Here is a 22,786-nt window from a genome sequence, read left to right as displayed (position 1 = left end):
GTAAGGCGCGAAAGCGCCCACGCAACTGTACGTCCAGCCGCTGAGCGGATGCCCTCGGGTGGGTTCGCCGGCCGATCGTCAGCCGATCGATCAATCCTCACACGATCGGATGAATGAAGGTCATTGGCCGGAAGCGGTCGTTCACTCTCCGCTACATTCGCGCCGTCCAACGAGGCCATCAGGGCTGTTCACACGTGATCCGGGAGCCACGGTGGTCCGGGGGAGACATGCGCGCTCCCCGGGGGCCGCGGTGGGGGCCCGAAAGGCAGGAGACCGCACCACAGATGACGGAACGACCCGCGCAGCGCACCCCCAACCGACAGCTCGCCGCGCTCATCGCAGAAGCCGGGTTCTCCAACGCAGGTCTCGCCCGTCGCGTCGACCAGCTAGGCCTCGAACACGGGCTCGACCTCAGATACGACAAGACCTCGGTGACCCGCTGGCTGCGCGGACAGCAGCCGCGCGGCACCACTCCCGCGCTGATCGCCGAGGTGTTCACCCGGCGGCTGGGACGCCGGCTCACGGCACAGGACCTGGGCCTGGACGCCTGCGCCCCGGTGTACGCGGGCCTGGAGTTCGCCGCCACCCCGGAGGAGGCCGTCGACATCGTCGGCGGCCTGTGGCGCAAGGACTCCGGCAGCCATGCCGAGCTGCGCAAGATCGCCTTCACTCCGGCGGGGCTCGTGGTGCCCAGCCGGGACTGGCTCATCGGCCGCGCCGACGACCGGGTGGGCCGCGGCGAGCCGGGCCCCCGCATCCCCGCGCAGGGCCGCCCCGCGGCCCCCAAGTCCTCGGCCGTGCCCGAACCGGGGGGATCCCCGTCCCGTCAGCGGGGCCAGTCCGAGCGCGGCCCCGGCCAGAAGGTGAGCGGCGGCGACATCGCGGCGCTCCGCTCGGTCGGCGAGCTGTTCCGCGCCCTGGACCACGCCTACGGCGGCGGCCACGCCCGCCAGGCGCTGGTGCGCTATCTGGAGCACGAGGCGGAGCCCATGCTGCGCGGCACCTACGGCGAGCAGACCGGCCGTCGGCTGTTCGCGGCGGCCGCCGACCTGACCCGGCTGGCCGGCTGGACGTCGTACGACATCGGCGCGCACGGTCTGGCCCAGCGCTACTTCGTCCAGGCGCTGCGGCTCGCCCAGGCCGCCGGGGACCGCCTGTACGGCGCGTATGTGCTGGTCACCATGAGCCGCCAGGCCGTCTATCTCGGCCATGGGCGCGAGGCGGTCCAGCTCGCACGGGTGGCGCAGCAGGGCGTCGGCACCTCGGCGCCGCCGGTGGTCCAGGCGCTGCTGCACGCCGTCGAGGCGCGCGGCCACGGGGTGCTGGGCGAGGTCAGGGCGAGCACGGCCTCCCTGGTCCGGGCCGAGCGGGCCCTGGAGACCGTGCGGCCCGGCGACGAGGCCCCGTACTGGGCACGGTTCTTCGACGAGGCGCAGCTCGCCGACGAGTTCGGCCACTGCCACCGGGATCTGCAGCAGTACCGGGCGGCGGTCCAGCACGCCGAGCGCTCGCTCCGGCTGCGGGCGCCCGGGTTCGCCCGCAGCCGGCTGTTCTGCCGGGTGGTGCTCGCCGGGGCGCGGCTGGGCCTCGGCGAGCTCGACCAGGCCTGCCAGCTGGGAGCCGAGGCCGCCGGGCAGGCGTCGGAGATGCGCTCGGCGCGGGCGGTCGAGTACGTACGCGACTTCGAGCGCCGTCTTGAGCCGTACCGGGACGCGGCGCCGGTGCGCGGGTACCGCGACAAGGTCGCCGTGTTCCAGTGAGCCTCAGGCCGCCGTGGGGAGCGGCTCCGCCAGGTGCATCGGGCCCGCGCCCAGGTCCGCCAGGAGGGCGGCCGCGGCCCGGTGCCCGGAGTGCAGCGCGCCCTGGACCGTGCTGGTGTCCCGGTGGTCGCCGCACACATACAACCCGGCCAGCAGCCGCACCGGCCGGCGCGGATCGTGCGGCGGACGCATCGCCGGGACGGCGTGCGCCGTGTGGTGCACGGCGAGCGTCTCCCAGCGCGTCGTCGGCATGCCGTACATCCGGGCCAGCTGGGCCCGCACGGCACCGTCGACGTCCTCGGGGGGCGTCCCGAGCACCGTGGAGGAGACCAGGGCCCGGCCGGCCGGCGCCCGGGACGGGTCCACCAGGCTGACCACCGCCGTGTGTGCCACCGGCCCGCCGCGGTCGGCGTCCAGCAGCAGCGAGGCGCCGGTCTGCGGAGGGTCGGTCATGGTGTGGTGGACGACGGTGACCGGGTGGAAGTCCGGGACGCGCAGCCCGGGCAGCAGCTCCGCGGCGGCGTGCGCATCGGTGGCCACCAGGACGGCACGGCAGCGGAACTCCCCGTGGTCGGCGGTGGTCACCGAGGTCGTGGAGACCGAGGTGGCGCGGACCCCGGTGTGCACGGTGCCCGGAGGCAGCGCCCGTGCCAGCAGCTCCGGCAGGGCGTCCGCCCCGCCCTCGGGCATCCCCAGCCGGCCGCTCGCGAAGGCGCGCAGCGCGAGGTCGGCGCAGCGGCTGGAGGTGGTCAGCTCCGGGTCGTACAGCAGGGCGGAGAGCAGCGGACGCAGAAAGCCGTCCACGGTACGGGCGGGTAACCCGCGATCCGCCAGCGCACGCCCCGCGGATGACTCGGGCCGGGCCAGCAGCCGTTCCACGGGCGTGGCGGCGATACGCGCGAGCATCGCACCCGTCCGGGCCTGGTCCATCGCACCGCCGAACGGGGCCGTGGGGCGCGAGGCCGCCGCGCGTGAACCCGCCGCCCTCGCACGGACGGTGCGTGCCACGGCCGAGCCGATTCCCGCACGGGGCGCGGAATTCAGGCGGGGCGCGTTGGCGAGGGCGCGTACGGCTTTGAGCGCGCCGCGTGCGCCCCCTGCGCCTCCTCCCGCCGGGGGCGGGGCCACCCGATGACGGCGTCCCTCGCTGTGCACCAGGACCCCGGGTGCGAAGGGGCGCAGAACGAGGGGGTCGAGCCCCGTACCCGGGCGCAGTTCGGGCTGCGAGGTGGAGAGCAGACGGCCGATCCGGTCGAGCCGGAACCCGTCGACCTTCTCGGTCGCCATACGGCCTCCGACACACGGAGCGGCCTCCAGGACCGCCGCCGTCACTCCAGCGCTGGTCAACCGGTGGGCCGCCGCGAGGCCGGCGATCCCGGCTCCCACGATGACGACATCCGCCTGATACACGGGCTCTAGCACGTGCACCTCCCCGAGGTTGTGCGGCCGGTGGGGACGTGATGCCCCCAACGAGCGTCCGGAATACCCGAGTTCTGGACGAGCGTAGGTCCACGTCGGGCCGGGCGAAGTCGCGCACGCACAGAGCACGGTCGCACGACGGTCGCATGAGGGGGGAGCGAAGGTGCCCGGGAAGCGGTGGTGCCGGGGCAGACGGCACTTTCGAAACACGCCCTAGGCGCGCAGCGCCGCCCGCAGGGAGTCCTCGATGCCCGGGAAGGCGAACCGGAATCCGGACTCCAGCAGTCGCGTCGGCAGCACCCGGGCGCTGCCGAGCACATCCCCGGCCATCTCGCCGAGCATCAGGCGCAGCGCCCCGGCGGGCGCCGGGAAGGGCGTGGGCCGGTGCAGCACGCGGCCCATCGCCGCCGTGATCTCACGGTTGGTCAGGGGACGAGGGGCGGTCAGGTTGAACGGTCCGGAAAGGTGTTCGGCGTCGATGAGATGACGGATCGCCGCCACCTCGTCATGCAGCGAGATGAACGACCAGTACTGGCGGCCGTCCCCCATCCGGCCGCCGAGCCCCGCCTTGAACAGCGGGAACAGCCGCCCCCAGGCCCCGCCGCCGCGGGCCACCACCAGACCCGTGCGGACGAACACCGTCCGTACGTCCGCCTCCTGTGCCGCGGCGGCGGCCTCCTCCCACTCCACGCACAGCGAGGACAGAAAGCCGTCCCCGGGAGGGGCCTGCTCGTCCACCGCCCGGTCCCCGGTCTCGCCGTAGTAGCCGATCGCGCTGCCGCTGACGAAGACACGCGGCGGCTCGGGCAGGGCGGCGACCGCCTCGGCGAGCGCCGCCGTGCCCAGCACCCGGCTGTCGCGCAGTTTCTTCTTGTACGCGTCCGTCCAGCGGTGGTCGCCGACGCCGGCCCCGGCCAGGTTCACCACGGCGTCACACCCGGCCAGCCCGGCCGTGTCGACATACTGCCGTTCCGGGTCCCAGCAGACCTCGGACGCGCCACGGGCCGCACGGCGTACCAGACGCACGACCTGATGCCCGTCCGCGGCCAGCGACCGCACCAGGGCACTGCCGATCAGACCGGACGCACCGGCCACGGCGATGCGGAGACGTTCCATGCGCCCATCCTGCCCGCTGTCCACCCCGGACGCCGGTCACGGCCCCGTACGGCCGCCGTACAGTGACCCTCATGCCCGCTCCGTACATACGCCAGGCCACCCTCGAGGACGAGGAGCCGCTCGGCCGGCTCGACCGGGACACCTGGTCCCCGCTGCACGCGGTCCAGCCGCGCCCCGAGCCGCCGTACCGGCCGTTCTTCAGGGAGCGGTCCGGGCCGTCGGACCATCTGGTGGCCGAGCTCGACGGAGCCGTCGTCGGCTACCTCCGGCTGGCGTTCCCGACACCGCTGGAGTGCAACTCCCATGTCCTGCAGATCCAGGGGCTGGCCGTCGCCGACGCGGCACGCGGCGCGGGGGTCGGCCGGGCGCTGCTGAGGGCCGCACAGGAGGAGTCCCGGCGGCGTGGAGCACGGCGCCTCACCCTGCGGGTCCTCGGCCACAACGCCCCGGCCCGGGGGCTGTACGAGGCCGAGGGCTTCGTGGTGGAGGGGATCCTGCCCGGGGAGTTCCTGATCGAGGGCGAGTACGTCGACGACGTCCTGATGGGCCGCTCCCTGTAGGCCCTGCCCGTCGGCCTCCCGGCTCCCGGCGCTCAGGAGGTGATCAGGGCGCCGGTGTCCACCGCCACCGTGGCCCGGGCCGCGCGGGTGGCGTCGGGCGCGACCTCGTCGGCCGTCAGGACGTACCCCGTCTCCTGGTCCGAGGTGGAGCGGGCGAAGACCACGCCGTAGACCCGGCCGTCGGTGGTGAGCAGCGGGCCGCCGGAGTTGCCGGGCAGGACGGTCGAGCGGACCGAGTAGATCTCCCGGGTGACGATGTCGGTGTTGTAGATGTTCTGGCCCCTGGCCTGGATACGCCCCGCGACCGTGGCCGCCCGCAGCGTCAGCCCGCCGTCCTGGGGATAGCCCGCGACCACGGCCGCGTCCCCGCGCTTGGCGCCGTCGTCGAAGCGCAGCACGGGCGCGTGCAGAGAGGGCACATAGAGCACGGCCACATCCCGGTCCGGATCGAAGAGCACCACCCGTGCCGCGTACGCGGGGCCCACGCCGCCGACCCGGACGGTCGGGTGGTCGATGCCCGCCACGACATGGGCGTTGGTCATCACATGCTGCGCCGCGTACACGAAGCCGCTGCCCTCCCGGCCCTCGGTGCCCGAGGCGCCCTCGACCTTCACCGTGCTGAGCTTCGCGGCGTTGGTGGCGCTCGCCGTGACGCTGTCCCCGGACGGCTTGGCGACCTCCACCGCCGGCTCGTTCTCGAACGGGTTGAAGACCTGGGGGAAGCCCGCCTCGGTGAGCGTGGAGGTGGCGCGCGAGAACCAGGCCGGAGTGGTGTCCGGCATCGCGTTCTGCACGCCGGCCAGCAGGCGTGAGTCCCGGATCGCCCCGGTGACCAGCGACGAGGAGGAGGCGCCGAGGACGCTCGCGGCCACCCAGGCCACGATCAGCACGGCCACCACGTTGGCCGCCGCCCCGCCGACCCCGTCGGCCACCCGCAGCGGCCCGTGGTCCAGCTCGCGCCGCAGCTTCAGCGCGAGGCGTCCCGCCAGCTCGTGCCCCACCGCCGCCGGGACCAGCACCGTGAACACCGCGGTCACCGTCGCCGCGGTCGTCCCCCGGGTCACACCCACCAGATCCATCACCCAGGGCAGGATCCACACGCCGACGGCGGCACCGCCCACGAAACCGGCCAGCGAGACGCACCCGGCCACCAGCCCCCGCCGGTAGCCGGACGCCGCATAGGCCAGGATCACCAGCACGATCAGGATGTCGAGCAGGGCCATGGAGCCGCCTTTCTCTCGGACCCCTCAGTACGCGCCGCGGGAGCCCAGTGATCAGCCATACGCGTGTGTGCCCGCACTTCGGGCACACACGTCTCGACCTGTAGAAACGTCTCGGAACGGGACGATGGTTCCACCAGGTGGCACTCCACACATCGCGGATGGGGTGTGCCCGGCAGAGAGTGGCCCCATGCGTGTCTTCCGAAGAGCGCCGGCGCCCCGCAACCGGCGTCCCGCCGGGATCAGGGGCGCCGCCCTGCTGCTCCTCGGCTGTGTGCCCGGGGCCGGGGCCGTGCTCGCGCTGGTGGTGTGTGCCGTCGGTGCCGAGCACTCGGTGGCGGTCCGTCCCCCGCGGCCGGTGGTGGCCAGGTCCCCCGTGGTCCACAGGGCGCCCGAGCCGCGCATCGTGCCGAGGGCGGTCTGGGCCGGCGCGGGCGCACCCGGCCAGCCGCATCCGCACTACGACGACCGGGTCGTCGCCGTCTTCGTGCACCACACCGACTCGCCCAACACCTATAGATGTGCCGACGCCCCCCGTATCATCCGGTCCTTCTACGCGGGCCAGACCGGCATCCGTAAATGGGACGACATCGGCTACAACTTTCTTGTGGACCGCTGCGGCACGATCTACGAGGGCCGCGCGGGCGGGATCGACCGCCCCGTCATCGGCGCCCACACCCTGGGCTTCAACCACCGCACCGCGGGCATCGCCGCCATCGGCACCTTCACGGCGGGCGTTCCGGTGCCCCGGGCGATGACCGAGGCGATCGCCGCCGTCGCTGCCTGGAAGCTGGGGCTGGCCGACATCGACCCGCGCAGCAAGGTCCGGCTGGTCTCCAGCGACGGCGGCAGCCTCTACAAGGCGGGCACCACCGCTCTGCTGCACGCCCTCGCGGGCCACAACGAGGGCTATCGCACCAGCTGCCCCGGTGCGGCCCTCAGCGCCCTGCTCCCCTCGATCAGGGAGCGGGCCGCCCGTCTCCAGGGCCGGCACTGATCGGGGACTCACTCCCTGAAGCGGTTCCACAGCGCGGGGTAGCGGTCCGCGAGTCCGGACTCGTTCTCCAGGTCGAAGGGTGTGCCCTCCGGTTCGGAGGGGGCGGGCGGGAGGCCCAGGTCGGGGGCCACGGTCCCGGTGAGCCGCTCGTACGCCTCGTCCGCCGCATAGCCGAGTTCCTCGCCGTCGCCGTCGATCTCGTCGTCGAAGTCCTCCAGCAGATCGGCGAGCGAGTCCGGATCGTGCAGGGCACCCTCGAAGACCTCCCGGCCCTGGCCGATCAGCCAGCACCGGAAGAAGTCGAACGCGTCGTCGCTCGCCCCGTCGAGCAGCACCCAGGCGGCGCCCCACAGATCCCAGCGGTAGGCGCGGTTGTAGCGGGACTCGAAGTGCCGTGCGAAGTCCAGGATCGCCTCCGGATCCAGCTCCAGCAGCCGTCGGACGAGCTGGTCGGCCTGTTCGTCCGGGTCCCCGTCGGCGGCCTCCCGGCCGGCGTCCACCAGCTCCCAGAACTCCGTCTCGTCCATCACGGGACCAGCATCGGGCCTCGGCGGGCGGGGCGCATGCGGAGTGCGGGACCCTCAGGGGGCGTAGAGCCCCGCGAGCCGCCGCGCATCGCTCGCGAACCGCGCCCGCAGCCCCTCCGGGGCCAGCACCTCGGCCTCGGGACCCAGCGCCGTCAGTTGCCCGTGCGCGACCTCCTCGGACTCCACCGGCAGGGTCACCGTCACCCGGCCCCGCTCGTCCGGGGCGCCCGCGCCCTCCAGGGCTTCCCGGGCCCCGGCCGGATCGACGGCGCCCGGCAGCCGGCGTACGCCCTCCTCGGACAACCGCACCACGACCTCGGCGCGCAGCAGGGAACGGGCGAACTGCTCCGCCCGCTCCGCCCAGAAGGCGGGCAGATCGAAACCGGCGTCCCGGGCGAACCGCTCCTCGTCCGCCGCCACGGCCGTCAACCGGTCGACGCGGTACACCCGGAACGCGTCGTGCCCCGCCGGCCGCGCGCACAGGTACCAGACCCCTGCCTTCAGCACGAGCCCGTACGGCTCCAGCCGCCGCTCCACCACGTCCTCGCCCCGGCGGTACCGCGCGGTGATCCGCCGGTCGTCCCACACCGCGTCCGCCACCGCAGGCAGCAGCGGCGGAGCCTCGGGACTCCGGAACCAGGCGGGCGCGTCCAGATGGAAGCGCTGCGCCGCCGTGCGGGAGGCGTCGCGCAGCGAGGGCAGCAGGGCCGCGGACACCTTCAGCCGGGCGGCCAGGGCCGCGTCCGCCAGACCCATCTCGCGCAGCGCCTGGGGGACGCCGCTGAGGAACAGCGCCTCGGCCTCGCCCCGGGCCAGCCCGGTCAGCCTGGTGCGGTACCCGCCGATCAGCCGGTAGCCGCCGGCCCGCCCCCGGTCGGCGTACACCGGGATCCCCGCCTCCGACAGCGCCTGGGCGTCCCGGGCGACGGTCCGCTCGGAGACCTCCAGCTCCCGGGCCAGCTCGGCGGCGGTCATCGCGGGACGGGACTGGAGCAGCAGCACCATGGTGATCAGACGAGCGGCACGCATGAGGTCATGATGCCGGGCCCCACCGACAGCGAAGGGGTACGGCGGCCGCCGTACCCCTTCACCTTGTTCACCTTGGCCGGTGACCGGGCCTTTTACAGGCCGTAGCGCTCCCGCGCCTCCTTCACGGCCGTGGCCTGGACCTCGCCGCGCCGGGCGAGCTGGGCCAGGGCCGCGACGACGATCGACTGGGCGTCGACGCCGAAGTGGCGGCGGGCCGCGTCACGGGTGTCCGACAGACCGAAGCCGTCGGTACCCAGCGAGGTGTAGTCCTGCTCGACCCACTGCGCGATCTGGTCCGGGACCTGGCGCATGTAGTCCGAGACCGCGAGCACCGGGCCCTCGGCGCCCTGGAGCGCCTGACGGACGTAGGGCACCCGGTCCTCGCCGCGCAGCAGCGCCGCGTCCGCCTCCATGGCGTCGCGCCGCAGCTCGCCCCAGGAGGTCGCCGACCACACGTCCGCCGCGACGCCCCACTCCTCGGCGAGCAGCCGCTGGGCGTCGAGCGCCCAGTGGATCGCCGTGCCGGAGCCCAGCAGCTGGATGCGCGGGGCGTTGGCAGCGGGCGAGAGCCCCGCCGACTCGGCGGTGTTGAAGCGGTACAGACCCTTGACGATGGCTTCGTCGACGCCCTGCAGCGCGGGCTTCGCGGGCTGCGGCAGCGGCTCGTTGTAGACCGTGAGGTAGTAGAAGACGTCCTGGTCCTCGCCCGGCGCCGGCTGCCCGTACATACGGCGCAGACCGTCCTTCACGATCACCGCGATCTCATAGGCGAACGCCGGGTCGTAGGTGAGCGCGGCCGGGTTGGTCGCGGCGATGGCGGGGGAGTGGCCGTCGGCGTGCTGGAGGCCTTCACCGGTCAGCGTGGTGCGGCCGGCCGTGGCGCCGATCAGGAAGCCGCGGCCCAGCTGGTCGCCGAGCTGCCACATCTGGTCGGCCGTGCGCTGCCAGCCGAACATCGAGTAGAAGATGTAGAACGGGATCATCGGCTCGCCGTGCGTTGAGTACGACGACGCCGCGGCGATGAAGTCGGCCATCGAACCGGCCTCGGTGATCCCCTCGTTGAGGATCTGGCCGTTCTCGGCCTCCTTGTAGTACATCAGCTGGTCGCGGTCGACCGGCTCGTACGTCTGCCCCTTGGGCGAGTAGATGCCGAGCGACGGGAACAGCGACTCCATGCCGAAGGTGCGCGCCTCGTCGGGGACGATCGGCACCCAGCGCTTCCCGGTCTCCTTGTCGCGCACCAGGTCCTTGACCAGGCGGACGAACGCCATCGTGGTGGCGACGTTCTGCGAGCCCGAGCCCTTGTCGAAGGCGGCGAACGCCTTGTCGGCCGGGGCCGGCAGCGGGGCCACCGGGTGGACGCGGCGGGCCGGGGCCGGGCCGCCGAGGGCCGCGCGGCGCTCCTGGAGGTAGCGGATCTCGGGGGAGTCGGCGCCCGGGCGGCCGTAGGGGACCGTGCCGTCGGCGAAGTCGCTGTCGGGGATGGGGAGTTCGAGCAGGTCACGCATCGTCTTGAACTCGTCCACCGTCAGCTTCTTCATCTGGTGGTTGGCGTTCTTGGACGCGAAGCCGGTGCCGAGCGTGAAGCCCTTGACCGTCTGGGCCAGGATGACCGTCGGCGCGCCCTTGTGCGCCAGGGCCGCCCGGTACGCGGCATAGACCTTGCGCGCCTCGTGACCACCGCGGGAGAGGTGGAAGCACTCGAGGATCTTGTCGTCGCTCAGCAGCTGTGCCATCTGGGCGAGCGCCGGCTCCTTGCCGAAGAAGTCCGCGCGGATGTAGGCGGCGTCGCGGGTCTGGTACGTCTGCAGCTGCGCGTCCGGGACCTCGCGCAGCCGGCGGACCAGCGCGCCGGTGGTGTCGAGCGCGAACAGCTCGTCCCAGGCGGTGCCCCAGAGCGACTTGACGACGTTCCAGCCGGCGCCGCGGAACCGGCCCTCCAGCTCCTGCACGATCTTGAAGTTGGCGCGGACCGGGCCGTCGAGGCGCTGCAGGTTGCAGTTGATGACGAAGGTGAGGTTGTCCAGCTCCTCACGCGCGGCCAGCGAGATCGCCGCCATGGCCTCCGGCTCGTCCATCTCGCCGTCGCCGAGGAACGCCCATACGTGCGAGGACGAGAGGTCCTTGATGCCGCGGTGGGTGAGGTAGCGGTTGAAGCGCGCCTGGTAGATCGCCGACAGCGGGCCGAGACCCATGGAGACGGTGGGGAACTCCCACAGCCAGGGCAGCCGGCGCGGGTGCGGGTAGGAGGGCAGACCGCTGCCGCCGGCCTCCTGGCGGAAGTTGTCCAGGTGCGTCTCGTCCAGGCGGCCGTCGAGGAACGCGCGGGCGTAGATGCCGGGGGAGGCGTGGCCCTGGATGTAGAGCTGGTCGCCGGAGCCGTCCCCCTCCTTGCCGTGGAAGAAGTGGTTGAAGCCGACCTCGTAGAGCCAGGCGGCGGAGGCGAAGGTGGCGATGTGGCCGCCGACGCCGTGCTTGCTGCCACGGGTCACCATCGCGGCCGCGTTCCAGCGGTTCCACGCGGTGATCCGGGCCTCCAGGGCCTCGTCACCGGGCACGGCCGGTTCGGCGGAGGTGGGGATGGTGTTGACGTAGTCCGTCTCGAGGAGCTTCGGCAGCGCGATGCCGTTGCCCTCCGCGCGCTCCAGCGTGCGACGCATCAGATACGCCGCACGATGCGGCCCCGCCGCCTCGGCGACGGCATCCAGCGAGGCCTGCCATTCGGCGGTCTCCTCCGGGTCACGGTCCGGGAGCTGGTCGAGCTCGCTCGGCTGGATGGCGTGGGGGTCGGTCATGTCGCCGCCTTCCTCAGTCGAAGGGGGTTCCCTCATCGGTAAGGGTTCGGGGGTGCCCTTGGTCTATGGCAGGACAGGGCTGGGGCTTGGGTGGAAGCCCGTGGTGACTCTAACTCCCTGATCGATGATCGATCAAAGGTTTGAGGGTCAAAACCTGCCGTTCGTAGGAAAGTCGGCACCCGGTGCCTTCGACGAAGGCACCGGGTGCCGCCGTTGATCAATGTTTTCGCAGGTAGCGACCCAGATGAGCGGGGGTGCGCTCGGAGGTTCGTCCATGCTCAGGCCCGCGGTGCGCAGCCGAGGACATGGGCCTTGACGATGTCCGCGATCCGGGGGTCCCGGCGGCGGAACGCGGCCACCAGCTCCTCGTGCTCCTCGGCGTAGGACTGCTGGACCGTCCCCAGCCACCGGATCGACAGGGCGGTGAACACCTCGATGCCCAGCCCCTCCCAGGTGTGCAGCAGCACCGAGTTGCCGGCCGCCCGCACCAGCTCCCGGTGGAACCCCACCGTGTGCCGCACCTGTCCCGTGCCGTCGGATCTGCGGTCCGCCTCGTACAGCGCGGCGACATGGGGTTCGAGGGCCGAGCAGTCCTGTGCCAGCCGCTCCGCCGCCAGCTCCGCCGCTATGGCCTCGAGACCGGCGCGTACGGGGTAGGACTCCTCCAGGTCCGCGGCGGTCAGATTCCGCACCCGTACGCCCTTGTTGGGCGCCGACTCGATCAGCCGCAGCGACTCCAGCTCCCGCAGCGCCTCCCGGACCGGTGTCTGGCTGACCTCCAGCTCCGTGGCGATCCGCCGCTCCACGATCCGCTCGCCCGGCTTCCAGCGCCCGCTGACGATCCCCTCCACGATGTGCTCGCGGATCTGCTCGCGCAGCGAGTGGACGACGGGCGCGGTCATGAGGGCTCCTTCGGCAGGTTCTCGACGTACAGCGGCCGAAGGCCTCGTCGAGGTGCGGTGGCCGGGCGACGGGAGGGACCCGAATGCGTTCGACGTTGAGACCGACCGGCGCGTGGGGGCGGCGTCGCGGGGCTGGGCGCGCACATCTGCGGCGTTGTCGTCAATCGCCATGGCCCCGCCATGCCTCAATCCTCCGCCTTGCAGCTGCACGCACCCGGTCCCGCTCCTTCTCCCACCCTCACGTGCCGGTCAGTCTTAGACAATAAGGCCGCAACTCCGATCGGGAAGGGCGCTTCGGGGCGCTCCCGTGCAGGTGAGACGAGACTTACACGCCCCGGAAGCACGGTGTCGCCCCCCCGGGTGGCGGCGTGCGCGGTGAAAAGCGGGCGCCCCCGCCCGGAGGATTCCGGACGGGGGCGCCGCGACGGTTGGTCACCCTGCGGTGGCTCAGAGGCCGAGCTCGACCTCGAACTCGCCGGCCTCCAGGATCCCCTTGACCTCGGTCAGGTAGCGGGCGGCGTCGGCGCCGTCCACCAGACGGTGGTCGTAGGAGAGGGTCAGATAGGTCATGTCGCGGATGCCGATGACCGTGCCCTCCTCCGTCTCGATGACGGCCGGGCGCTTGACCGTGGCGCCGATGCCGAGGATCGCGACCTGACCCGGCGGCACGATGATCGTGTCGAAGAGCGCGCCGCGCGAACCGGTGTTGCTGATGGTGAAGGTCGCACCGGCCAGCTCGTCCGGCGTGATCTTGTTGCCGCGGACCTTGGCCGCCAGGTCGGCGGTGGCCTTGGAGATACCGGCGATGTTGAGGTCACCGGCGTACTTGATGACCGGGGTCATCAGACCCTTCTCGGAGTCCACGGCGATGCCGATGTTCTCCGTGTCGAAGTACGTGATGGTGCCCTCGGCCTCGTTGATCCGGGCGTTGATGACCGGGTGGGCCTTCAGCGCCTGGGCCGCCGCCTTCACGAAGAACGGCATCGGGGAGAGCTTGACGCCCTCGCGGGCGGCGAACGCGTCCTTGGACTGGGCGCGCAGCTTCATCAGCCGCGTGACGTCGACCTCGACCACCGAGGACAGCTGCGCCTGCTCGTGCAGGGCCTTGACCATGTTGTCGCCGATGACCTTGCGGATCCGGGTCATCTTGACGGTCTGGCCACGCAGCGGGGAGACCTCCAGGACCGGGGTCTTCCGGGCGGCCGGGGCAGCGGCGGCCGGAGCCGGGGCGGCGGCGGCCTTGGCGGCCTCGGCCGCGGCGATGACGTCCTGCTTGCGGATACGGCCGCCGACGCCGGTGCCCTTGACGCCGGCCAGGTCCACGCCGTTCTCGGCGGCGAGCTTGCGCACCAGCGGGGTCACATAGGCGCCCTCGTCCACGGGCGCGGCCGGGGCGGGAGCCGCCGGGGCGACCGGAGCCGGGGCGGGCGCGGGAGTCGGAGCCGGAGCCGGTGCGGCCGGGGCAGCCGCAGCCGGGGCGGCGGCGACCGGGGCCGGAGCGGCAGTCGCGGGCGCCGGGGCCACGGGGGCGGGCGCCGGAGCCGGAGCGGCGGGGGCAGGGGCCGGAGCGGCGGCGGCCGGAGCCGGAGCCGGGGCGGCCGGAGCCGGTGCGGCGGCGGGGGCGGCACCCGGCTGACCGATGACGGCCAGCTTGGCGCCGACCTCGGCGGTCTCGTCCTCGCCGACCACGATCTCCAGCAGCACGCCGGCGGTGGGCGCCGGGATCTCGGTGTCGACCTTGTCCGTGGAGACCTCGAGCAGCGGCTCGTCGGCGTCCACGGTGTCGCCCACCGACTTCAGCCAGCGGGTGACGGTGCCCTCGGTGACCGACTCACCGAGCGCGGGCAGCACCACATCGGTGCCCTGGGCGGCACCGGCGGGGGCGGCAGCGGGGGCCGGGGCGGCCGGAGCCGCGGCGACCGGAGCCGGAGCCGGGACGGGCTCGGGGACCGGGGCCGGGGCGGGCGCCTCGGCGGCGGCCGGAGCCGGCGCGGCGGCGGGCGCGCCCGTGCCGTCGTCGATGACGGCCAGCTCGGCGCCGACCTCGACGGTCTCGTCCTCGGCGACCTTGATCGAGGTCAGCACGCCGGCTGCGGGCGCCGGGATCTCGGTGTCGACCTTGTCGGTCGAGACCTCGAGCAGCGGCTCGTCGGCCTCGACGCGCTCGCCCTCGGCCTTCAGCCAGCGGGTGACTGTGCCCTCGGTGACGCTCTCACCGAGCGCCGGAAGGGTTACGGAAACCGCCATGGTTTCGGTTGCTCCTTAGGAATTGCGGAAGTCTGTGTCGTCGCGCCCGGGAACGGAAGGCGTCAGTCGTGGGAGTGCAGCGGCTTGCCGGCCAGCGCCAGGTGCGCCTCGCCCATCGCCTCGTTCTGCGTCGGGTGGGCGTGGATGAGCTGGGCGACCTCGGCGGGCAGCGCCTCCCAGTTGTAGATCAGCTGGGCCTCGCCGACCTGCTCGCCCATGCGGTCGCCGACCATGTGGACGCCGACCACGGCACCGTCCTTGACCTGGACGAGCTTGATCTCGCCCGCGGTCTTGAGGATCTTGCTCTTGCCGTTGCCCGCGAGGTTGTACTTCAGGGCGACGACCTTGTCCGCGCCGTAGATCTCCTTGGCCTTGGCCTCGGTGATGCCGACGGAGGCGACTTCCGGGTGGCAGTACGTCACCCGCGGAACACCGTCGTAGTCGATCGGAACGGTCTTCAGGCCGGCCAGGCGCTCCGCGACCAGGATGCCCTCGGCGAAGCCGACGTGGGCGAGCTGGAGCGTCGGGACCAGGTCACCGACGGCGGAGACGGTCGGGACGTTGGTGCGCATGTACTCGTCGACGAGGACATAGCCGCGGTCCATGGCGACCCCGGCCTCCTCGTAGCCCAGGCCCTGGGAGACCGGGCCGCGGCCGACGGCGACGAGGAGGACCTCGGCCTCGAACTCCTTGCCGTCGGCGAGGGTGACCTTCACGCCGTCCTGGGTGTACTCGGCCTTCTGGAAGAAGGTGCCGAGGCTGAACTTGATCCCGCGCTTGCGGAAGGCGCGCTCCAGCAGCTTGGAGGAGTTCTCGTCCTCGACCGGGACGAGGTGCTTCAGGCCCTCGATGACGGTGACATCGGCACCGAAGGACTTCCAGGCGGAGGCGAACTCGACGCCGATGACGCCGCCGCCGAGGATGATCGCGGACTTCGGCACACGGTCCAGGACGAGGGCGTGGTCCGAGGAGATGATGCGGTTGCCGTCGATCGCCAGGCCGGGCAGCGACTTCGGCACGGAGCCGGTCGCCAGGAGGACGTGGCGACCCTGGATCCGCTGTCCGTTGACGTCGACCGAGGTCGGGGAGGACAGCCGGCCCTCACCCTCGATGTAGGTCACCTTGCGGGAGGCGATCAGGCCCTGCAGACCCTTGTACAGGCCCGAGATGACCTCGTCCTTGTACTTGTGGACGGCCGGTACGTCGATGCCCTCGAAGCTGGCCTTGACACCGAACTGCTCGCTCTCGCGGGCCTGATCGGCGATCTCTCCGGCGTGCAGCAGAGCCTTGGTGGGGATGCAGCCCCGGTGCAGGCAGGTGCCGCCGACCTTGTCCTTCTCGATCAGGGCGACGTCCAGGCCCAGCTGAGCCCCGCGCAGGGCCGCGGCGTAACCACCGCTGCCACCGCCGAGGATCACTAGGTCGAAAACGGTGCTGGCGTCGTTCGCCACGTCACGTCCTCCATGCATGTGCGCCGTACGCCGGTCTCCGTCGACCGGCAGGCGGCTGGTGTCCGGCCGCTCATTGCTTCGGCCCTTCGGTGGGGGCCCTGTCCTGCCAGGCCCCATCTTCGCACTTGTCGAAGGCCGTGGAGACGCCGGGCCGGTGTGTGGGACGTCTGATCCATCACGTCTGGGAGGTCGCGACGGTGGTGGATCGTACGCATTTCGTCGAGGCGTCCCACGGTACGACGTGCACGGTACGGCATGACGGCGGCCCCGGGCTCCGAGGAGCCCGGGGCCGGTGCGAGCCTCGGCCCGGCCGGGGCGGGGCCCCGGCCGTGCGGACCGGGACGGAGCGCCCGGAGGCGGACCTGGTCCCGGTCGGGCGGCTCAGCCCAGGTCGCCCGCCGCGGCCAGTTCGGCGAGGCGGACCAGGGTGCGGACCGCGGAACCCGTGCCGCCCTTCGGGGTGTAGCCGAAGGGGGCCTGCTCGTTGAAGGCGGGACCGGCGATGTCGAGGTGGGCCCAGGTGATGCCCTCGCCGACGAACTCCTTCAGGAACAGACCGGCGACCAGGCCGCCGCCCATCCGCTCGCCCATGTTGGCGATGTCGGCCGTGGGGGACTCCATGCCCTTGCGCAGGTGCTCGGGCAGCGGCATCGGCCAGGTCTCCTCGCCGACCTCCGCGGCGGCCTCGTGGATCGCGGTGCGGAACGCGTCGTCGTTCGCCATGATCCCGAAGGTGCGGCTGCCGAGCGCCAGCATCATCGCGCCGGTCAGGGTCGCCACGTCCACGATCGCGTCCGGCTCCTCCTCCGAGGCCGCCCACAGCGCGTCGGCGAGCACCAGCCGGCCCTCGGCGTCCGTGTTGAGGACCTCGACGGTCTTGCCGCTGTACATGCGCAGCACATCGCCGGGGCGGGTGGCCGAGCCGGACGGCATGTTCTCGGCGAGCGCCAGCCAGCCGGTGACCTTGACCTTGAGGCCGAGACGGGCGGCGGCCACGACCGCGGCGAACACCGCGGCGGCGCCGCTCATGTCGCACTTCATGGTCTCGTTGTGGCCGGCCGGCTTGAGCGAGATGCCGCCCGAGTCGTAGGTGATGCCCTTGCCGACGAGCGCGAGGTGCTTGTCCGCCTCGGGGTGCGCGTAGGACAGCTTCACCAGGCGGGGAGCGGCGGCCGAGCCCGCGCCGACCCCGAGGATGCCGCCGTAGCCGCCCTCGGCGAGCGCCTTCTCGTCGAGCACCTGCACCGTGAGGCCGTGCTCCTCGGCCGCGGTCTGCGCGACGGCCGCGAAGTGTGCCGGGGTCAGGTCGTTCGGGGGCGTGTTGATCAGGTCGCGGGCGCGGTTGAGCTCCTCGGCGACGGCGGTCACACGCTCCACGGCCGCCTTGTACGCCGCCTCGCGGGGCTTGCCGCCGAGCAGTACGACCTCGGTGAGCGGGGCCTTGCCGTTCTTGGCGTTCTTGCCGTTCCGGCCGTTCTCCTTGTACGCGTCGAAGGAGTACGCGCCGAGCAGCGCGCCCTCGCCGACGGCGCCGGTGTCGTCGGCGTCCGTGACCGGCAGGGCGAAGACGGCCTTCTCGGAACCGGCGAGCGCACGGGCGGCGGAACCGGCGGCGCGGCGCAGCGCCTCCGCGGTGAAGGACTCGCCCTGCTCGGGCTCGGCACCGAGGCCCACCGCCACCACGACGGGCGTCTTGAAGCCGGCGGGCGCGGGCAGCTTGGTCACCTCACCCTCGGCGCCCGAGGCGCCCAGGGTCTCCAGGACGGCGGCGAGCGTACCGTCGTACGCCTGGTCCACGGCCTCGGCGCCCGGTGCGACGACCGGGCCCTCGGCGCCCTTCGCTACACCGACCACGATCGCGTCGGCGCTCAGGCCGGCAGCGGCGGCGGTGCTGAGAGTGAGAGCAGTCACTGTGGTGAATTCTCGCTTCCGATTGAGTTCTCTTGGCCGAACGGATGGGGTCGGCCGGCCCGGACCCGACCCTAGATTGTTCCGATCGTCCGGTCTTCACCTGGGCAGGGAAACGTCCGTCACGAGCCTACGCTCGGGGGTCGTTTTCGCCATTCTCACAGGTACGTCCCGATCTCCCGGCCCCGCGTCCCGGCGGTGGCCGCCCCAACACCCCTGCCGCTCACCCTCGGTGAGGAGGTACCGACGCGGAGCGTTCCTGAGGGATCATCTCCGGGTACGCCGCCGCACCTCCTGGAGTCCGTCCGTGAGTCCGTCCGTGAAGCGCACCCTGCCGCTCCTCACCCTGCTTCTGCTGCTGGCCGGGTGCACCACCGTCACCGGCACCACCACCGCCGACGACAGGACGGGCGGCGCCCGTTGGCGGCCGCGCCCCGGGGTGGCCTGGCAGTGGCAGCTCAGCGGGCGCCTCGACACCTCCGTCGACGTACCGGTCTACGACATCGACGGCTTCGACCACTCGAGGGCGACCGTCACCGCACTGCACCGCAAGGACCGCAAGGTCATCTGCTATCTGTCCACCGGCGCGTGGGAGAAGTTCCGCCCGGACGCGAAGAAGTTCCCGAAGTCCGTGCTGGGCCGGGGCAACGGCTGGGAGGGCGAGCGCTGGCTCGACATCCGCCGTACCGACGTCCTCGAACCCCTGATGGCGAAGCGTCTCGACATGTGCCGCAGAAAGGGCTTCGACGCGGTGGAGCCCGACAACATGGACGGCTACCGCAACGACACGGGCTTCCCCCTGAAGGCGGCCGACCAGCTCCGCTACAACCGGCTCGTCGCCAGGCTGGCCCATGAGCGGGGGATGGCCGTCGGACTGAAGAACGACCTCGACCAGATACCCCGGCTGGTACGGGACTTCGACTTCGCGGTCAACGAACAGTGCGCCCAGTACGACGAGTGCGGGCGGCTGAAGCCCTTCATCGACGCGGACAAGGCCGTGTTCCACGTCGAGTACGAGCTGCCGACCGCACGCTTCTGCCCCGACTCCGGCCGGCTGAAGCTGAGTTCGATGCTCAAGAAGTACGCGTTGGGGGCATGGCGGCGGCCGTGCTGAACCGGAACGCCTCGACGGCCGTCCCCGCCACCCGGTCGAGCACCGGCAGCCCGAAGCCCTCCTCCACGTACAGCACCGTGGTGCGCCACAGCGAGAGCCCGAACCCCTGCGAGGCCCGGAGGACGTCGCCCCACGGGGCGAGCAGGCCGTGGCACGGCGCAGCGCGGGCACGGTCGTCCCCCGATCACGATCATGTGGCTGTCCCGCGGGTCACCCTGGCGTCGGCGCGGGGAAGTCCGGTGCCGTGGCAAGGGGATGCGGCAGCCCGGTGACACAGGGGTTCAGCCCAGGGACAGAACGACCAGGGCGGTCGTCGCCGCGGTCTCCGCGAGCCCCCCGAACACATCGCCCGTCACCCCGCCGAAGCGCCGGGTGCAGTGGCGCAGCAAAAGCTCCGCGGCGGCCGGCGCCAGCAGCACCGCGGCCGTCGTGCGGAGGGCGCCGCCCGCCCCCGGCAGCGCGCCCCCGGCCGCCGCCGCCGCGATCACCGCGACCGTCACCGCCAGCGCTCCCGGGACCGGGACCACCCCCGCCACCGCGGCCCCCAGCCCCTCCGGCCGGGCGGCCGGGACCCCGGTGCGCGCGGCCAGGGTGAGCGCGAGCCGGGCGGCCGTCGCCGAGACGACGGCGGCCAGCGTGCCCCGTGCCCAGGAGCCCTCGTAGGCATGGGCCAGCGCCGCCACCTGGGCGAGCAGGACCAGCACCAGCGTGATCACACCGAACGGCCCGATGTCCGACTGCTTCATGATCCGCAGCGCCTGGGCGGCGGGCTTCCCGCTGCCGAGCCCGTCGGCGGTGTCGGCCAGCCCGTCCAGATGGAGCCCCCGGGTGAGCACGGCCGGCACCGCGGTGGCGCAGACGGCGGCGAGCAGCGGCCCGGCGCCCAGCGCCAGCGCCGCCGCGCCGAGCAGCCCGGCGAGCCCCCCGACCACCACACCGACGAGCGGCGCGCACAGCATCCCGCCCCGTGCGGCCCCCCGGTCCCAGCGGCTCACCCGCACGGGCAGCACGGTGAGGGTGCCGAAGGCGAAGCGGAGGCCGTGGGCGGAGGGGGTCCTGGACACGGGCGAAGAGTACGTGAGCACCGCGGACCGCACCGGGGCCGGCCCCGTCCGGGCGGGCCCGGGCACGGGGGTCCGGGCACGGTCGTCCAGGCCCGGGGTTCAGGGCTTGACCGGCGGGGCTTCCGGCGCACAGCCGATCCCGCGGTCAGGACGCCGGCGCAGCGCCGACAGCCCGCACAGCGCCAGCACGGCCCCGATCGCGGCGATGTGCTCCTTGCCCGCGAGGTTCCCCTTGAGCAGCAGCTCCGCGATCATCGCCGCGATCACCACGCCCCCGGTGAGGTACGCCCGATGTCTCCAGCACAGGAACAGGGCGAGCCCGATCACCGCCGCCGACGGACCGGTGTCGACCACCTGGGCGTCCGTGGCCGGCAGCCCCAGCGGGTGGAGCGGGCCCAGGGCGATGCCCACACGTGCGTACAGCGTGCCGGCCAGGGTGGCGGTGTAGGCGATGACGAGCGTGCGCCACCAGCCCAGACAGATCTCGGCGACCCCGAACACCAGCAGGATCTGCAGCAGCGCCCCCCACACCGGCAGATCGAGGGCCGGTACGAAGAGGGAGAGGGGGGTGCGCAGCAGGGCCTGGCCCAGCGGCTCCTCGGCCCGCACCGATCCGATGTCCTGCACCGGCCCGAAGCCCCACGGCTGGTTCTGCACGAACTGCAGGACCGAGGTCAGACACACCGCCGAGAGCGTCGTCGGGACCGCCCGGAGGCCGCGCCGCGCGAGGGCCCCGCGCACGGTGCGATACAGCCCTCCCCACTCCGTGCGGGCCAGGCGGGCGAGGCCGTTCATCCGGCGGTCCCCTTCGGTCCGGCGCCCCTCATCTGTGCGACTGGAGATGCGTGCGGTGCAGCCACTTCGGCAGCCCCGGGGCCTCCAGGAACCCCTCGGCGCGCGCCGAGGCGAGCCCGATGCGCAGCAGGTCCGCGCTCTTCTCGAAGAGCAGGAACCGGGGTTCCCAGATGGGCCGGTACTTGGCGTTGGCCCGGTACAGCGACTCGATCTGCCACCAGCGCGAGAAGAAGCTGAGCAGCGAGCGCCACAGCCGCAGCACCGGTCCGGCGCCGAGACGTGCACCGCGTTCGAAGACGGAGCGGAACATCGCGAAGTTGAGCGAGACCTGGGTGACCTCGATCTCCCGGGCCCTGCGCAGCAGTTCGATGACCATGAACTCCATGAGTCCGTTGTCGGAGTCCCGGTCGCGGCGCATCAGATCGAGCGAGAGCCCGTGCGGCCCCCAGGGCACGAAGGACAGCAGCGCTCTGAGCCTCCCCTCCGCGTCCGCGCACTCCAGCATCACGCACTGCCCGTCCTCGGGGTCGCCGAGCCGTCCCAGCGCCATGCTGAAACCGCGCTCGGTGGCCCCGTCGCGCCAGTCGTCGGCCTTCCTCAGCAGGGACGCCATCTCGTCGGCGGGGATGTCCGCATGGCGCCTGACCCGGACCGTGTACCCGGCGCGCCCGACCCGGTTGTAGGCCTGGCGGACGGTGCGCATGGCCCGGCCCTCGAGGGTGAACTCGCCGACCTCCACGATGGCTTCGTCACCGAGCTCCAGCGCGTCCAGGCCGTGCCGTGCGTACACGGTCCCGGCCTCCTCGCTCGCGCCCATCACGGCCGGGATCCAGCCGTGCTCACGCGCCTGGGCGAGCCAGGGTTCGATGGCGCCGGGCCAGGCCTCCGGGTCGCCGAGCGGATCGCCGGAGGCCAGCGAGACCCCGCCGACCACCCGGTAGACGACCGCCGCCTTGCCGGTGGGCGACCAGATCACGCTCTTCTCCCGGCGCAGTGCGAAGTAGCCGAGCGAGTCCCGCTCGCCGTGCCGGTCGAGCAGGGCCCGCAGTTCTTTCTCGTCGCCCTCGCCGATCGGGTCGACGGCCCGCCGGGAGCGGAACGCGGCGTACAGGACGGCGAGGACCAGCAGGGTGCTGAAGGCGTTGACGGTGACATTGACCCAGGCGGGCGGTGCGATCCCCGGGTAGCGCGAGCCGTCCACGGTGACCGAGACCAGCCGCAGGGTGCCGTAGCGCCAGCGCTCGGGGAAGGTGGAACGTCCGGCGTCGTGCGCGGTGTTGGTGACCGTCACCAGCAGGGCGGCGAGCAGCGAGGTGGCGAGCAGCCCGCTGGCCGCGACGACGGCCGCGAGTCTGGGGTTGGAGCGGTCGCCCTTGGCGTAGAACTCCCGCCGCCCGGCCAGCAGCGCGCCGACGAAGGCCGCGGTGAGCACCAGGGAGACCCAGTTCTGCGGGTACTGCCGGATCTCCGGGAAGGTCATGGTGAGGGCGAACAGCAACAGGAACGGCCCGCTGAGCACCAGGTTGAGGATCCAGGCGGCCCGCTTGCGGCGGCGCATGGTGACCGCGAGGAACATCGTGAACACACCCGAGGCGAAACCCGCGGTCAGCAGATACGGCGTGAAGAGGTCCTCCTGGTTGTGCCGGCGCACGTCCTGCCCCAGGGAGACCCATACGGCGGAGAGGAAGTTGACGAAGGCGACGGCACGCAGATACCAGACGGCGGACGCGGCGGCCCGCCGGGAGGTCCGGCTGGACCGCCGTGCCCCGCTCTCCGGCCGGTCCGCGCGTTCCTGTTCCGCATGAAAACGGGCATCTCCCATGAAGCGCGATGATATGGGGCGCTCGGGGGTGTGCGGGGGAACGGTACGGGCCGGAGTCCG

General features: G+C 72.7%; 17 protein-coding genes. 4 read left to right on the top strand and 13 right to left on the bottom strand.

Annotated features, from left to right (window positions below):
- Positions 1-284: 284 nt before the first annotated feature.
- The gene (locus tag CP978_RS10600; protein WP_043439755.1) at positions 285-1,760 is read left to right on the top strand and encodes an NsdA family TPR-like regulatory protein; all 1,476 of its coding nucleotides are present in this window, start codon (positions 285-287) and stop codon (positions 1,758-1,760) included.
- Positions 1,761-1,763: 3 nt separating this feature from the next.
- On the opposite strand, the gene CP978_RS10595 is transcribed toward CP978_RS10600, so the two are convergent.
- Together CP978_RS10595 and CP978_RS10590 are read right to left on the bottom strand one after the other, a co-directional pair.
- Complete coding sequence (locus tag CP978_RS10595) at positions 1,764-3,182, bottom strand: NAD(P)/FAD-dependent oxidoreductase (RefSeq protein ID WP_043439752.1); 1,419 nt, start codon at positions 3,180-3,182, stop codon at positions 1,764-1,766.
- Positions 3,183-3,392: 210 nt separating this feature from the next.
- Entirely contained in the window at positions 3,393-4,295 is a 903-nt protein-coding gene (locus CP978_RS10590) for a TIGR01777 family oxidoreductase (RefSeq protein ID WP_043439749.1), read from the bottom strand.
- Positions 4,296-4,366: 71 nt separating this feature from the next.
- Between CP978_RS10590 and CP978_RS10585 the strand changes: the two genes are divergently transcribed.
- Positions 4,367-4,855, top strand: a complete 489-nt coding sequence (locus CP978_RS10585) for a GNAT family N-acetyltransferase (RefSeq protein WP_043448381.1) — start codon at positions 4,367-4,369, stop codon at positions 4,853-4,855.
- Between the two features lie 32 nt (positions 4,856-4,887).
- Here the strand turns inward: CP978_RS10585 and CP978_RS10580 are convergent, their stop codons facing one another.
- Positions 4,888-6,078, bottom strand: a complete 1,191-nt coding sequence (locus CP978_RS10580; RefSeq protein WP_043439747.1) for a MarP family serine protease — start codon at positions 6,076-6,078, stop codon at positions 4,888-4,890.
- 187 nt (positions 6,079-6,265) lie between these two features.
- On the opposite strand from CP978_RS10580, the gene CP978_RS10575 reads away from it, so the two are divergent.
- The gene (locus tag CP978_RS10575; RefSeq protein WP_079162081.1) at positions 6,266-7,072 is read left to right on the top strand and encodes a peptidoglycan recognition protein family protein; all 807 of its coding nucleotides are present in this window, start codon (positions 6,266-6,268) and stop codon (positions 7,070-7,072) included.
- 8 nt (positions 7,073-7,080) lie between these two features.
- Here CP978_RS10575 and CP978_RS10570 read toward each other — a convergent pair whose 3' ends face one another.
- The 7 genes from CP978_RS10570 to CP978_RS10540 all read right to left on the bottom strand — a co-directional run bounded on the left by CP978_RS10570 (position 7,081) and on the right by CP978_RS10540 (position 17,934).
- Positions 7,081-7,599: a DUF4240 domain-containing protein gene (locus CP978_RS10570; RefSeq protein ID WP_043439746.1), complete on the bottom strand. Its 519-nt coding sequence runs from the start codon at positions 7,597-7,599 to the stop codon at positions 7,081-7,083.
- 54 nt (positions 7,600-7,653) lie between these two features.
- Positions 7,654-8,628, bottom strand: a complete 975-nt coding sequence (locus CP978_RS10565; protein ID WP_043439744.1) for a helix-turn-helix transcriptional regulator — start codon at positions 8,626-8,628, stop codon at positions 7,654-7,656.
- Positions 8,629-8,720: 92 nt separating this feature from the next.
- Positions 8,721-11,423: a pyruvate dehydrogenase (acetyl-transferring), homodimeric type gene (gene aceE / locus CP978_RS10560; protein ID WP_043439742.1), complete on the bottom strand. Its 2,703-nt coding sequence runs from the start codon at positions 11,421-11,423 to the stop codon at positions 8,721-8,723.
- A gap of 278 nt (positions 11,424-11,701) precedes the next feature.
- Positions 11,702-12,325, bottom strand: a complete 624-nt coding sequence (locus tag CP978_RS10555) for a GntR family transcriptional regulator (protein WP_043439740.1) — start codon at positions 12,323-12,325, stop codon at positions 11,702-11,704.
- A gap of 447 nt (positions 12,326-12,772) precedes the next feature.
- Positions 12,773-14,572 (bottom strand): 2-oxoglutarate dehydrogenase, E2 component, dihydrolipoamide succinyltransferase, encoded by a 1,800-nt coding sequence (gene sucB / locus CP978_RS10550; RefSeq protein WP_150478194.1) that lies wholly within the window; start codon positions 14,570-14,572, stop codon positions 12,773-12,775.
- Positions 14,573-14,634: 62 nt separating this feature from the next.
- Positions 14,635-16,023 carry a dihydrolipoyl dehydrogenase gene (gene lpdA / locus CP978_RS10545; RefSeq protein ID WP_043439732.1) on the bottom strand — a complete coding sequence of 463 codons (1,389 nt, stop codon included), beginning with the start codon at positions 16,021-16,023 and terminating at the stop codon, positions 14,635-14,637.
- Positions 16,024-16,404: 381 nt separating this feature from the next.
- The gene (locus tag CP978_RS10540; RefSeq protein WP_043439730.1) at positions 16,405-17,934 is read right to left on the bottom strand and encodes a leucyl aminopeptidase; all 1,530 of its coding nucleotides are present in this window, start codon (positions 17,932-17,934) and stop codon (positions 16,405-16,407) included.
- Positions 17,935-18,250: 316 nt separating this feature from the next.
- On the opposite strand from CP978_RS10540, the gene CP978_RS10535 reads away from it, so the two are divergent.
- Positions 18,251-19,045 (top strand): endo alpha-1,4 polygalactosaminidase, encoded by a 795-nt coding sequence (locus CP978_RS10535; protein ID WP_043439728.1) that lies wholly within the window; start codon positions 18,251-18,253, stop codon positions 19,043-19,045.
- Positions 19,046-19,326: 281 nt separating this feature from the next.
- Here CP978_RS10535 and CP978_RS10530 read toward each other — a convergent pair whose 3' ends face one another.
- From CP978_RS10530 to CP978_RS10520, 3 genes are all read right to left on the bottom strand, one after another.
- Positions 19,327-20,109 (bottom strand): adenosylcobinamide-GDP ribazoletransferase, encoded by a 783-nt coding sequence (locus CP978_RS10530; protein ID WP_150478193.1) that lies wholly within the window; start codon positions 20,107-20,109, stop codon positions 19,327-19,329.
- A 99-nt stretch (positions 20,110-20,208) separates the two neighbouring features.
- Positions 20,209-20,904, bottom strand: a complete 696-nt coding sequence (locus CP978_RS35220) for a hypothetical protein (RefSeq protein ID WP_052454073.1) — start codon at positions 20,902-20,904, stop codon at positions 20,209-20,211.
- A gap of 28 nt (positions 20,905-20,932) precedes the next feature.
- Positions 20,933-22,726 (bottom strand): phosphatidylglycerol lysyltransferase domain-containing protein, encoded by a 1,794-nt coding sequence (locus CP978_RS10520; protein WP_043439726.1) that lies wholly within the window; start codon positions 22,724-22,726, stop codon positions 20,933-20,935.
- Positions 22,727-22,786 lie beyond the last annotated feature (60 nt).

This window comes from Streptomyces nodosus, assembly GCF_008704995.1.
GTDB lineage: Bacteria > Actinomycetota > Actinomycetes > Streptomycetales > Streptomycetaceae > Streptomyces > Streptomyces nodosus.
Note: the sequence above shows the minus strand (reverse complement) of the source record. Positions and strands in the feature narration are given on the sequence as shown.